The organism is Thalassococcus sp., assembly GCF_982780845.1.
This window is the reverse complement of the sequence record NZ_CEYADA010000010.1, coordinates 125,826-137,426: the sequence shown is the minus strand read 5'-3', so window position 1 is coordinate 137,426 and position 11,601 is coordinate 125,826. Positions and strand designations below refer to the sequence as shown.

13 protein-coding genes are annotated in these 11,601 nt (G+C 58.4%); 3 read left to right on the top strand and 10 right to left on the bottom strand.

Going from position 1 to position 11,601, the window contains the following annotated elements:
* Positions 1-298 precede the first annotated feature (298 nt).
* The gene (locus tag AC4FIA_RS12750; RefSeq protein WP_490366167.1) at positions 299-1,270 is read right to left on the bottom strand and encodes an AraC family transcriptional regulator ligand-binding domain-containing protein; all 972 of its coding nucleotides are present in this window, start codon (positions 1,268-1,270) and stop codon (positions 299-301) included.
* Positions 1,271-1,349: 79 nt separating this feature from the next.
* Positions 1,350-1,952: a CGNR zinc finger domain-containing protein gene (locus AC4FIA_RS12745; protein WP_490366166.1), complete on the bottom strand. Its 603-nt coding sequence runs from the start codon at positions 1,950-1,952 to the stop codon at positions 1,350-1,352.
* Positions 1,953-2,123: 171 nt separating this feature from the next.
* Here AC4FIA_RS12745 and AC4FIA_RS12740 point away from each other — a divergent pair, with 171 nt between their 5' ends.
* Positions 2,124-2,894, top strand: coding sequence for an FMN-dependent NADH-azoreductase (locus AC4FIA_RS12740; RefSeq protein ID WP_490366165.1), 771 nt, complete (start codon positions 2,124-2,126; stop codon positions 2,892-2,894).
* Between the two features lie 48 nt (positions 2,895-2,942).
* On the opposite strand, the gene AC4FIA_RS12735 is transcribed toward AC4FIA_RS12740, so the two are convergent.
* Positions 2,943-3,590, bottom strand: coding sequence for a response regulator (locus AC4FIA_RS12735; RefSeq protein WP_490366164.1), 648 nt, complete (start codon positions 3,588-3,590; stop codon positions 2,943-2,945).
* Positions 3,591-3,640: 50 nt separating this feature from the next.
* On the opposite strand from AC4FIA_RS12735, the gene AC4FIA_RS12730 reads away from it, so the two are divergent.
* Positions 3,641-5,629 carry a sensor histidine kinase gene (locus AC4FIA_RS12730; protein WP_490366163.1) on the top strand — a complete coding sequence of 663 codons (1,989 nt, stop codon included), beginning with the start codon at positions 3,641-3,643 and terminating at the stop codon, positions 5,627-5,629.
* A 39-nt stretch (positions 5,630-5,668) separates the two neighbouring features.
* Here AC4FIA_RS12730 and AC4FIA_RS12725 read toward each other — a convergent pair whose 3' ends face one another.
* From AC4FIA_RS12725 to AC4FIA_RS12715, 3 genes are all read right to left on the bottom strand, one after another.
* Complete coding sequence (locus tag AC4FIA_RS12725) at positions 5,669-6,079, bottom strand: peptidase inhibitor family I36 protein (protein ID WP_490366162.1); 411 nt, start codon at positions 6,077-6,079, stop codon at positions 5,669-5,671.
* Between the two features lie 211 nt (positions 6,080-6,290).
* Positions 6,291-6,764, bottom strand: a complete 474-nt coding sequence (locus AC4FIA_RS12720; protein ID WP_490366161.1) for a CAP domain-containing protein — start codon at positions 6,762-6,764, stop codon at positions 6,291-6,293.
* A 122-nt stretch (positions 6,765-6,886) separates the two neighbouring features.
* Entirely contained in the window at positions 6,887-7,453 is a 567-nt protein-coding gene (locus AC4FIA_RS12715) for a carboxymuconolactone decarboxylase family protein (RefSeq protein ID WP_490366160.1), read from the bottom strand.
* 101 nt (positions 7,454-7,554) lie between these two features.
* Between AC4FIA_RS12715 and AC4FIA_RS12710 the strand changes: the two genes are divergently transcribed.
* Positions 7,555-8,139, top strand: coding sequence for a TetR/AcrR family transcriptional regulator (locus tag AC4FIA_RS12710; RefSeq protein ID WP_490366159.1), 585 nt, complete (start codon positions 7,555-7,557; stop codon positions 8,137-8,139).
* Here AC4FIA_RS12710 and AC4FIA_RS12705 read toward each other — a convergent pair.
* The 4 genes from AC4FIA_RS12705 to hpaD are packed head-to-tail and all read right to left on the bottom strand — an operon-like array spanning position 8,136 to position 11,576.
* The gene (locus tag AC4FIA_RS12705; protein ID WP_490366158.1) at positions 8,136-8,897 is read right to left on the bottom strand and encodes an HpcH/HpaI aldolase family protein; all 762 of its coding nucleotides are present in this window, start codon (positions 8,895-8,897) and stop codon (positions 8,136-8,138) included. The two genes, AC4FIA_RS12710 and AC4FIA_RS12705, sit on opposite strands and share 4 nt — an antisense overlap.
* A gap of 4 nt (positions 8,898-8,901) precedes the next feature.
* On the bottom strand, positions 8,902-9,705 hold the full coding sequence (gene hpaH / locus AC4FIA_RS12700; protein ID WP_490366157.1) for a 2-oxo-hept-4-ene-1,7-dioate hydratase: 804 nt from the start codon (positions 9,703-9,705) through the stop codon (positions 8,902-8,904).
* Complete coding sequence (locus tag AC4FIA_RS12695) at positions 9,702-10,568, bottom strand: fumarylacetoacetate hydrolase family protein (RefSeq protein WP_490366156.1); 867 nt, start codon at positions 10,566-10,568, stop codon at positions 9,702-9,704. Before AC4FIA_RS12695 ends, hpaH begins: the two co-directional genes overlap by 4 nt.
* 27 nt (positions 10,569-10,595) lie before the next feature.
* The gene (hpaD, locus tag AC4FIA_RS12690; RefSeq protein ID WP_490366155.1) at positions 10,596-11,576 is read right to left on the bottom strand and encodes a 3,4-dihydroxyphenylacetate 2,3-dioxygenase; all 981 of its coding nucleotides are present in this window, start codon (positions 11,574-11,576) and stop codon (positions 10,596-10,598) included.
* Between the last annotated feature and the right edge of the window lie 25 nt (positions 11,577-11,601).

Genomic DNA, 11,601 nt, shown 5'->3' with positions numbered 1-11,601 from the left:
TCTGGTAGGCTCGATCAGTGTAAGCATGCAAATAGACCTGTCCATGAGCGCCGCCTCTGCCGCCCAGTGGGTCAATCCCTGCATCGTGTAACCTGCAAAAAAGCCCTGCCATGTGCTCCATGGACCTTCGTTATCAGCATTCGGGTAACGAAGAGTGATCGAACACATCTCGTCATCCTGGGTGAAGTAGGACTGATCGGCTTTGGTGACCGGATTCTTCCGCATTGATGATTTCCACTCATCAGTGGATTGCACAAGGCCGCGATTATCCTGCGTGGGTGAAGGAACTAGCTCTGTGTCAGACGACTGCTTCTGCAGTATTGGAAAGAAGGAAGAACAAAATGGTGTTGAACCAGACACAGACCCTGCCGAACGGCGTTGCCATCCCGAAACTTGTGCTCGGTACGTGGATGATCGAAGACGATGTCGCCGCTGACGCCGTCAGAAAGGCCACGCCATGGTCCGACAAGCGACGATGAAAGGACCGCACACTATAGCCCAGTTCGCGTGCGACATCGGCCATCTTGGGCAGGCCTTCGCTCAGGTGCTTGCCGATCTCTTCTTTTGTGTCCCGAACAAGAGATGGGGAAGATCCTATTTGTTCCAGTTCTTCTTCCAGATGCTTTGTCAGAAACTCGGACAGCGCGTGATCGCCGAGTTTGTTTTCGGCCTTCAGCGTGTCATCAGAAAACAGAATGCCATCCGAGTCCGCGTTGAACTCGATGTCGCATCCGAAGAAATCGTTGAAGGCCAGCGCATCCCGCGGGGGATCATGCCGGAACGTCACGCATTCGGGTGTGACTTTGTCGGCGGCCATTTGATCAATCGCCGAATACATGGCTGACAGACCTGCTTCGGGTGAAAACACCAGTCCGGGGCCATGCCCCAAAAGAACCTGCTGACGCAAAAACATAGAGGTGCCTTGCGGGATCAAGTCGTAGCGCACGCTGTCTGAAACCAGTGACTGATACCGCGCCATACGTTCCAGAACGCCATGAACTGTCGGGGCCGCTTTGCAAGCCAAGGCAAGGCTGCCGACCTTGTCGAAATTGATCGATTTCGCATAGCGCACCGACAGAGAGGCGCGATCGGAGATGTTTTCCGCGACGAGGCCAAGGATGTCATAGTGGGCGTTGGCTGTAATCCGCCCGCGATCAACAGTTGCCTTCAGCAGCGTCGTGGCGCCCTGCATCAGAGACCCGTCTGCCTTCAACTCATAGCCGGCGGCATTTGCGAAATACTGGGTGAGAACAATCGAAATGGAAGGCATAAGGTCGGTCGCAAAATCATAATCAAAGCGAGACTACCCTGTACGACACAGCCTGTCACTGTCGGGGTTGGTGACGCTATCAGCGTTTGCGGTAGGCGGCGGCTTTGGCGCGGTTGCCGCACACCTCCATCGAGCACCAGCGGCGTTTGTGGTTCTTGCTGACGTCCAGAAAATACAGCGTGCAGGTCGGACCTTCGCAGTTCCGGACATGGTGAAAATCGGCCTGCGTGATCAGATGCGCGGCGGCGGACGCGATCCGCAGGATCAGATCGGCAGGGGTCGTTAGGCTGAATTCTTCGGTCAGCGTCAGTTGCCCCTCGGCCGCTATGATGTGTTGGGTCCTTACCCCACGTGCAAGGATTGCGTTGATTTCCCTGATAATCGGGTGCCCCGCATCTGTCGGCTGCACGCCTGCTGTTGATGCGATGAAGGCGCGAAAGCGTTCGCGGAAGGCGACGATTTCTGTGCGCGCGGCGTCAAGGGCGGCGGCGCTATCGGTGTTGCGGAACGCGGCAATGTCTTTGTCGGTCACAAGCTGTGCGGCCACCATCCAGGCCAGCAGATCCTGACCTGTTTCAAGCCAGTCATACAGCACGCTGCGGGGCTGTGCGACGGAATTTAGGAAATCCAGAGCGGGGTGTTCGCCTACGAAAAACGGGGCTGGGCGGGGCGCATCGGTCATGGTGAAGCGGGTCCGGTCACTTGGAATGATCAATACTCATAACCGAAGTAACGGCATTTAGCCAGTTATGATGGCTCACGGAAACTCACGAACAAGTAACTGTCTAAATGAAATTTAGATGGATATTAAGTAACCACCAAATTAATTTAAGATGGTTATAAAGGGTTCCAGATGCCGATATCTCCTTCCAACTTTTTGCGCGCGCTCCGGTCGCTGGTCTCTGGCGGTGCGTCGGCTGCCCCCGACGTCAAAGGCGCGGTCACCGGCACGACGTTTTCCAACACACTCCAACCCACTGAAAGGACTGAAAACATGACAACTATCCTGTATATCGCGGCCTCGCCCCGAGGCGAGAATTCGCAATCGGGCAAGCTGGCCGAGGCCTATCTTGCCGCACGGAAGGCAGCCGAGCCTGATGTGACGATCGAGTATCTTGATCTGTGGCGCGCCGATCTGCCTGAATTCGATGGGGATAAAGCGGCGGCGAAAATGACATTCTTCGGTGTGGGCGACATGGACAGCCCGCGCCAGACCGCTTGGGACCAAGTTGTCGCTGTGACAGACCGGTTCATCAAGGCCGATGAATATGTGCTGTCCGTACCGATGTGGAACGGCGGCATTCCTTACAAGCTGAAGCAATATATCGACATCATCACCCAGCCGGGCCTGCTGTTCGGCTTTGATCCCGAGAATGGGTACAGCGGCCTTTTGCAAGGCAAAACGGCGCGGGTCTTTTACACCTCTGGTGTCTACGCGCCCGGTGCGCCTGCGAAATACGGGGCGGATTTCCATTCGACCTATCTGGACTGGTGGCTGGATTTCATCGGTGTGACCGATGTCGAAACCCTGCGCTTCCAACCGTCGCTGCTGACGGCGGATGCGGTAGGGGATCAGGCCCGCGCGGTCGAGCGCGCAGCAATGATGTCGCCGGTCCCTGCTTGATCTGCGGATTAAAGGACAATCATGAGGCCCGGTCGTATTGATCGGGCCTTATGTATCTGCGGGCAGGTCCGCCAGATTTTCCCTAAGCGCGTAAGCAATAAGGGCGGCTGTCTTCCGCGTACCGGTTTTCGCCATCAGGCTGGAACGATGCCGCACCACGGTGTTGGGAGAAATATTCAGGATATGCGCGATTTCGGGTGTGCTGTGGCCTGCAACAATCAGGTTCAGCACCTGCAGTTCCCGTTTGGTCAGGGTCTCGGCCTCGGCGGTTTGGTCCAGAACATTCTGGTAATAAGGGCAGATGACGCTCGTGCCAGCCACGATGCGTCTGAGCATTGTTGTGATGTCGGCGCTGTTGTCGCCCTTGTACAGAATGCCGTCGACACCAAGGCGATCAAGCTCGGCAATCTTGCTGTTGACCTCGATGCCGGTGAAAATGATCACACGACTTTGCGGTGACCAGCGGCGCAGTTCGATCAGCACCTCGGCCCCTCCGGCCAGTGGCATCGACACATCCAGAATGACCAGATCGGGCCGGTGTTTGCGCACCAGACCGATGGCCTGAATGCCATCGCTTGCCTCGCCCACGATAGAAAACTTGTGGCCGGTGTCCGTCTGGATCCGCTCCAACATCCCGCAAATTCCGTCCCGAATAATCGAATGGTCGTCCGCCAAGACCGTTGTCAGCTCTGCCATCGTGCAGGTATCCTGAAAAGCAATTGATTTAATTGATGGTTTATCGGCGCATGTTTTTGCTTCGTTTCAAAGCACTTTTTCTGGTCTGGGCAATAATGGTGTCGGTTGTCCAGTCTGCGGCGTTGGCTGCATCGTATTACGAAACGGGCGCGCCGATCATTCTGTCTTCGGGGCAAAGTATTGGCCCGATTGCCGATGGTCCCGTCTACCGCGCCGACAACCGAGGGGATTTGACCGCCGAAGACGTCTATATCCTGTTCGAAACCGGTGCCTTCGGAACCTACGAAGATGTCCAGACAGAGTTTGCCGGAACCGATACGGTCGTCTGGGCGGCCATGATGTTCGAAGGTAGTCCCGCGCTTGCCAATGTAGAACCGGCCCAGCGACGCTTTGTGGTGCAACTGTCCAACTACCGCCCGCAGTTTCTGGTCGAGGTTTATGTCGTGCGCGACCGGCAGGCGCCCGAAAAAATCTCGGGGTTCGGAGCCGACAGTCAGGGCCGCTTTTTGGATCATCACGGATCGAGTTTGGTGTCCCAACCGTTCGAGATTGCGGCGGGCGAACGCGTCGCGCTGATGACGCGCCAAATCTGGCAGCCGAAACTGCCGGCAAACCTTGTCACAATCGACCCCGCCGAAGGCTATTTCATCAAGCAAACCTTTGAGACGGCGTCGACCGTTCTGACCTTTGCGGTTCTGATGCTCAGTTCGGTGGCGGTTATCCTGTTCTGGCCATTGGCGCGGAACACCATCGGGTCGTTGCTGGCGATCTGGCACATCCTGCTGACCGTCCACGTCTACATCGTACCGCTTTATGTGATGTTCTGGGGACCAAGGACGGTGCCGGAATGGCAGTGGAACGTGACCGCAGGTTTGCAAATCGCCTGCGGCTTCTGGATCGCGCTTTATGCCTTCAGGGATCGCATCGGCCCGATGTGGCGTTGGGGGATGGTTCTGGTGCCGGTGATCAGCACCTTGTTGATCTGGCCCTATGGCGATGCGGTTGATCTGCAGATGGCGCAGGGGTTGGCCCTGTGGGTGACATACATCCTTGTGCTTCTGGTTGCGGCCCTGCGGATCGAGGGCGGCCGCAAGATCCGGTGGGCGGTGGCGATCACACTGGGTGCTGTCGGGTTCTTCGGTTTTATGGTCGATATGCTCGGGCCGTATTTCGACATTCCTATGGTTCTGGCGCTGTCGTTCAATCGCCATGCAACGGCCCTTGCCGGTGTGATCCTGATGGGGGCTGCCATTTGGGGCGCGATTGAAAAGCGTCGGGCGCGCGACCGGTTGGAAGAACAATACGTCGCGGCCCTGTCGAAATCCGAGGCGCAGGCCAGGCGGCTTTTGAACACCGAACGTTCGCTGGCCGACGCCCGCGAAGCCGCCCGAACCGTGACGGCATGTATGGCTGCGGCGCGTCATGACATGCGCCAGCCGCTGGTCGGGTTGCGTATGACGCTGGGTGCCTTCGAGGACGAGCTGCCCGCCGACATGAAGCGCCGCATGGGCGAGGCGGTGAGTTATATGGACGGTCTGATCAATAGCCTGTCCGAAACAGAGCCAGTGGCGCAAGAACAGGAACGTTTTCCGTTGAAGGTGGTGCTGTGTGCCCTGCACGATATGTTCGCGGAAGAGGCCGACGCCCTTGGTGTCGAACTGAGTATCGTGGCCAGCACGGTGGAAACCGATTTGCCTGCATTGCCCTTGATGCGGGCAGTCAGCAATCTGGTGTCGAACGCCTTGCGCCATGCCCAACCCGGCCGCGTTCTGGTCGGCGTGCGGCGCGGGGCTGGCGGGGCATGGAGCTTGGAAGTGCATGACAATGGCCGTGGCATGGATGACGTGGAGCGCACTCTGGTTTTGCAAGAAGGCGGGCGTGGAAACAGCCCATCGGATGGAGAGGGTCGGGGGCTGTCCATTGTTCAGGATATCGCGGCGCGGTGTGGTCTTGATTTCCAGTTCGAAACCCAAAAGGATCGGGGAACCATCGCTAGATTGGGAATGGTGCCTGCTCGCCACCGCCGCGCCGCTGAATAAGGCCGATCAGCTCCTAGCGGACTATCGGCCTATATCGGATCAGCAAGAGCATTTCGCCGATGATGCGGAGTCATTGAAAATGCCCCAGCCGCCCGAGTCCTTGCCCAGAACGCCGCGGGTCGAGCCCCTGTAGTTGCTGTGCTGGTACATCACCATGCTGCAGGTGCCTGTCGTTTTTGCCGACGATGCGCGGTCGTTAAATTTGCCCAGAGAAATCGGGTTGGTATTGGGCGGAATGCGAAGTTCGTCACCTTTGAAATTCGCGTGCTGGTACAGGAAACACGCCGAGTCTTGCGCGACCTTTTTGTTCTTCTTCTTGTTCGATTTGTCGATGATCCCGAGAAGGTCACCGATGGTCACATTCTTTCCCTCCGCAAATGCGGGTGCGACGGACCCAAGGGACAAACCCAATGCGAGCGCGGCTGTGGTGGCAAGCTTGAAAGGTTTCATGAATAACTCCTGTTTTTCGATGCTTGCGCTTGGCTCTGTTCATCGAAACCAAGCGCGTTGAATGCAGCCAACATCGCCGCTCAGGAGCGCTTTCTGAATGATGTGAACATATCAATTTTTGGATTTTGGGGCGGTTTTACTGTGCGAAATGATACATTTGACCGCCGTTCATGGCCTTTATCAGGTCATTCGATTTTTGGCGCTCGGGCGCTTAACACCGCCCCGCCAGCGTCATCACCCAATATCCGTTCACGTTCGCCAGCCCGTACACGCGCACGTCGGGTTTCAGCATGCTCGCGCGGTGGCTTGGGGAATCCATCCAGGCCTGAAGTACTGTTTTGTCGTTGAACGGGCCCTTGGCGATGTTTTCGGCGCGTGTTCCGCGGCAGCCTGCGGCGGTGAGGCGAGAGACGCCCGTGCTGCCATCCGATCCGCGGTGGCTGAAAAAGTTGTTCGTCGCCATATCTTGGGCGTGCTTCTGTGCCACGCGGGTCGCGGTGGCCGAGACTGACAGGGGCTGAAGCCCGAACTTCGCGCGGATCTGGTTCAGGTCCGGCAGGCTGGGATCGGTCGAGGTGATCTGTTCGACATCATAGGTCACGATCTTAGGCGACGGTGCCGTACCTGCACTGCCGCAGGCGGTCAGGATCAGGGAAACAGATAGGGCGACTGCGGTTCGGATCATGGGCCTTTTCCTGCCATTTCGCTGGTGTGGATGGCCCGAGTTTAGGTTGTGATCCCTTAACAATCCATAGACCGGATTGCCGCGTCGGCGGTGGCGCGCCTGTTTCGGCGCGCCGGTTGGTATCAGACGTCCAGCGGCGTGGCGCTGCGGGTCCATTTCAGGGGGTGGAACACCTCGTCCACCGGCGTTTCAGCCACGTGGTTGATGTAGTTCGACATGGTTTTCTGCGCGAGGCCAAGGATCACATCCAGAACCGCGCGGTGGCCGTAGCCTGCGGCAAAGAAGGCGTCCATCTGCTCTTGGCTGACATTGCCACGGGTGCGGACCATCTGGATGGTGAATGTGCGCAATGCCTCAAGCTTTTCTGATGGCAGGGGCGTTTCGTTGCGAAGGGCGTCGATGATCTCGTCCGAGACTTTCATCATCTTGGCGATGCCGGTGTGCGCGGGCACGCAGTAGTGGCATTCATGTTCGACGTTGATGGCTTGCCAGACGACCGTCAGCTCATCGGCGTCGAAATCGGTGGCCATAAAGGTTTTGTGCAAAAACTGATAGGCTTCAAAGGCCTGCGGGCTTTCAGCCAGCACCTTGTGCAGGCCGGGCAGGCGACCGAACGCCTTTTGGGATTCTTCAAGAAACGGTTTCGAATTTTCAGGGGCGGTGTCGAAGTTGTGGAACGGGAAAGTCATGGATCATGTCCTTTGTTGAATACGGGTATGCATCATTAGGGGTTTCTTGAGTGATCACTCAAGTATATATTTTGAGTAATCGCTCAAATATTGGTGAACAGATGCCGAGACGGCCGAACTATGACCGGGATGACCTGATAGACCGCGCGCGGGATTTGTTCTGGCGCAGCGGCTGGGCGGGCACGTCTTTGAAAGACCTCGAGGCCACGTTGAAGATGAAGCCGGGCAGCTTTTATGCGGCCTTCGGATCGAAAGAGGCGCTGTATGAACTGGCGCTGGAAAAGTATTCGGAAGGCAGCAGGGCCACCGTGAAAGAACTGGTGGACCAATTCGGCGCTTTCGGGGCGCTGACCCATCTGCCCGCTGTCGTGGTTGAGGCCGAAGGCGCGCCGGCCAAGGCCTGCATGGTGTCCAAAACCCTGCTGGAACTGCATGCGCAGAACCACCCTCTGGCGGCCAAGGCCGAAGATCTGCTGAACATGATGGAGGAACAGTTCACCGGACTGTTCCGTCAGGCGCAGGCGGATGGGGATATCGACCCTGACCTTGATCCGGCGGTTCTGGCGCGGCGGTATCAGTCGGATTTGTTGGGTCTGCGATTGTCAGCAGAACGAAGCAGTCTGGACGCCAGCGCCATCGCCGCCGAATTCGCAGACAGCCTCGGTCGGTTGCGGCCCGCGAATTAGAACGCCTGTCGCAACGCGGTCAGGCCGCTGCGCAACGTGCCCACGTCCGACCCAACCGCCAGAAATTCCACGCCGAGATCGGCATAGCCTTTGGCCAGTGTTCGGTCCGATGTCAGGATGCCTGCCGCAACGCCTGCTTGGCGAATGCGGGTCAGGGCATCGTTCACGGCCTTTTGCACCTCGGGGTGGGCGGGGTTGCCCCTGTGGCCCATATCGGCCGCCAGATCGGAGGGGCCGATAAACACGCCATCCACGCCTTTGACCGCCAGAATATCGTCCAGCGCGTCAAGGCCAGCACGGCTTTCCACCTGTAACAACAGGCAAACCTGATCGTTGGCGGTCGCCAGATAATCGGCCTCGCCGCCATAACGCGATGCCCGCGCCAAGGCCGCGCCAACGCCCCGCACGCCGTCGGGCGGATAGAGCATGGATTTCACAACTTCACGTGCCTGATCCGCGCTTTCGATCATCGGCACCAGCAGGGTCTGCGCGCCGATATCCAGCATCTGTTTGATGTCCGCGCGGTTGTCGTCTTTGACCCGCACGACCGGATGGGCCGTGCCATTGCTGGCCGCGCGCAATTGCGCCAACACATCGCGCAGCCCGTTCGGACCGTGCTCTGCATCGATCACCAGCCAATCGAACCCGCAGCCTGCGGCAAGCTCGGCCACGCTGGGGTCGCCAAGGCCCACCCAGAGTCCGATTTGCGTTTCGCCGGATATCAGGCGTGTCTTGAAGGTGTTCTCAGGTGCGGGCATCGGGTTACTCGAATTTGATGGCGACAGTGCCGAAGGGGCCGAAATCGGCGTCGATTTCGGTGCCGGACGGGCATTCAATCGGCGCGATGAAGGAACCGGACAGAACGATCTGCCCCGCTTCGATCCGCTGGCCGTATTGGCCCATACGCCGCGCCAGCCAGACCAGACCCATCACCGGATCGTCCAGCACCGCAGCGCCCAGTCCGGTGGTTTCAACCTCGCCGTTCACGCGGACGATGGCACCGGTCCAGCGCAGGTCAAAGGCGTCGGGGGCATGGCGACCCGTGCCCAGAACCACGCCCGCGTTGGCGGCGTTGTCTGATACCGTATCGGTGATGATCCGTGCCTGACCGCTGTCGGGGTCTTTGCGCAGAATGCGGGTGTCCAGAATTTCCAGCGACGGGGAGACATAGTCGGTTGCCGCCAGCACGTCGTCGCGGGTTACATCGCCATCCAGCGCGGATTTCATGACAAAGGCGATCTCGGCCTCGACCCGTGGCTGGATGAACCGGCCTTTGGGCACGGTCGCGCCATGATCAAACACCATATCATCGTACAAAACGCCGGAATCCGGTGTGTCGATATTCAATGCGCGTTGCATCACCTTGGAGGTCAGGCCGATCTTCCAGCCCGCAATCGTACGGCCTGAGGCCAGCTTTTGCGCCATCTGCGCCGCTTGGATGGCATAGGCATCGTCCAGCGTCAGACCGGGATGTCGTAGGGACAAAAGCCCGATCTGTTCGCGGGTTTTCTCGGCCTGCAGCAGGTCAGCGGCGGCGCGGTCGATATCGTTCTGGCTTAGGGTCATTCGTCTTCTACCGTGTTGCGCAGAATGCCGATGCCGGGGCATTCGACCTCGACCACATCGCCGGGTTTCAAGTATTTCGGCGGATCGAACCGCGCACCTGCGCCGGTGGGTGTGCCGGTGATGATGATGTCGCCCGGTTCCAGCGTGGTGAAGGTCGAGATGTAGGCGATCTCTTCGCGGATCGGGAACATCATGTTCTTCAGCTCGTCCTCCTGACGCAGTTCGCCATTCACGCGGGTCATGATGCGCGCGTCGTCCAATTGTGCCGGATTGGTAAAGGGCACCATCCACGGGCCGATGGCACCGGATTTGTCCCAGTTCTTGCCTTGGGTGACGTTGAATTTCGCATGACGCACCCAGTCGCGGATCGTGCCTTCGTTGCACAAAGTCAGGGCGGCGATGTGGTCATAGGCGTCTTCGGCTTTGATGCGGCGACCGCCCTTGCCGATCACCACGGCAACTTCGCCCTCATAGTCCAGCGTGTGGTTTTCCGGCGGGCGGATCAGGGGGCAGTTGTGGCCCGTAAAGCTGCTGGGAAAGCGCGGAAACAGCGACATGTGTTTCGGCTGGCTGCTACCGTCTTTGTATTCGGCATTCCGGTCGGGGAAGTTGACGCCAACACAGATGATCCGCGCAGGGTTCGGCACGGGGATGCCGTAGGTCACGGCGTCCTCGGACCAAGTTGGTGCGCGGGTTTTGCCAGCCTCTACCAGTTCATCCAGTGCGCCCGCTGCGATCACGTCGCGCAGGGTAGGGAACCTGTCGCCAAAGTCCGACGACAGATCGATCACGCCATCATCTGTGACCAGCCCGTAGTGGTCCTGACCATCGACGTGGAATGATGCGAGTTTCGGGGTGTTCATAGGAAACCTTCCAGTTCGTCTACGGGGTCAGGGGGCGATAATCGGCGTGGCCTTCAACTCGGCCTCGCGCGTGGCGACGCCGGTAAAGGTTGACCCGTGTTCAAACCAGCTGCGCGGCGCGGCGGCACCCCAAAGGGTCTGGCGCTGCGGGTCTTTCAGATCCCATTTGATCGGTTCCAGATCAGGATCGACCGTCTGGTAGTCCGAACAGTAGATTTCGATCCGGTGACCATCGGGATCAAGGATATACAGGAAGAATGCGTTGGAAATGCCATGACGGCCCGGACCGCGCTCAATGTTGCTGACGTATCCCGTGGTTGCCATCAGATCGAGCAGATCGATGATGTTCAGCGGTGTCGGCACCCAGAACGCCGTGTGGTGTAGGCGGGGGCCTGTGCCGTTGGTAAAGGCGATGTCATGCACGCCGCCTTTGCGATGCGCCCACGCTGCCCATAGATGACCTGTTTCTTCGTCCTCGGTGTATTCGGTCACGCGGAAGCCCAACTCGCCATAGAACTCAACCGCCTGATCCACGTTCGGCGCAAAGCAGTTGAAGTGATCGATGCGCAGCGGTTTCACACCGCGATAAAGTTCGTATTTCTGATGGATCGGCTCTAACCGGTCCATTTTGTAATAGAACTCCATCGGAGCGCCGAAACAGTCATGGGTGCGCAGGGTGCGACCCTGATAGGCGCGTTCGACCCATTCGGTTTTATGGCCTTTGGCTTTGAAAAACGCCTCGGCTTTGTCCAGGTCTTCCTCGGACCAGACTTTGTAAGACAGGTAATCAATCCCTGCCTCGGGCTTTTTCTTAAGCACAAGGCAGTGATGCCCACGCTCCTCCATGGCGCGCAGATAGATTGTGTCCTGATCTTCGTCGGTGATCTGCAGGCCAAGGATTTCGGTATAGAATTTGCGGCTCGCGGCCAGATCGGTCACGCCGAATTCGACGTGGCTCAGGCGCACAATGTTGAACGCGGGGTTCAGGTTCGGTGCGGGGATCGGCATTTGGGTCTCCTCCCAAAGAATGCGT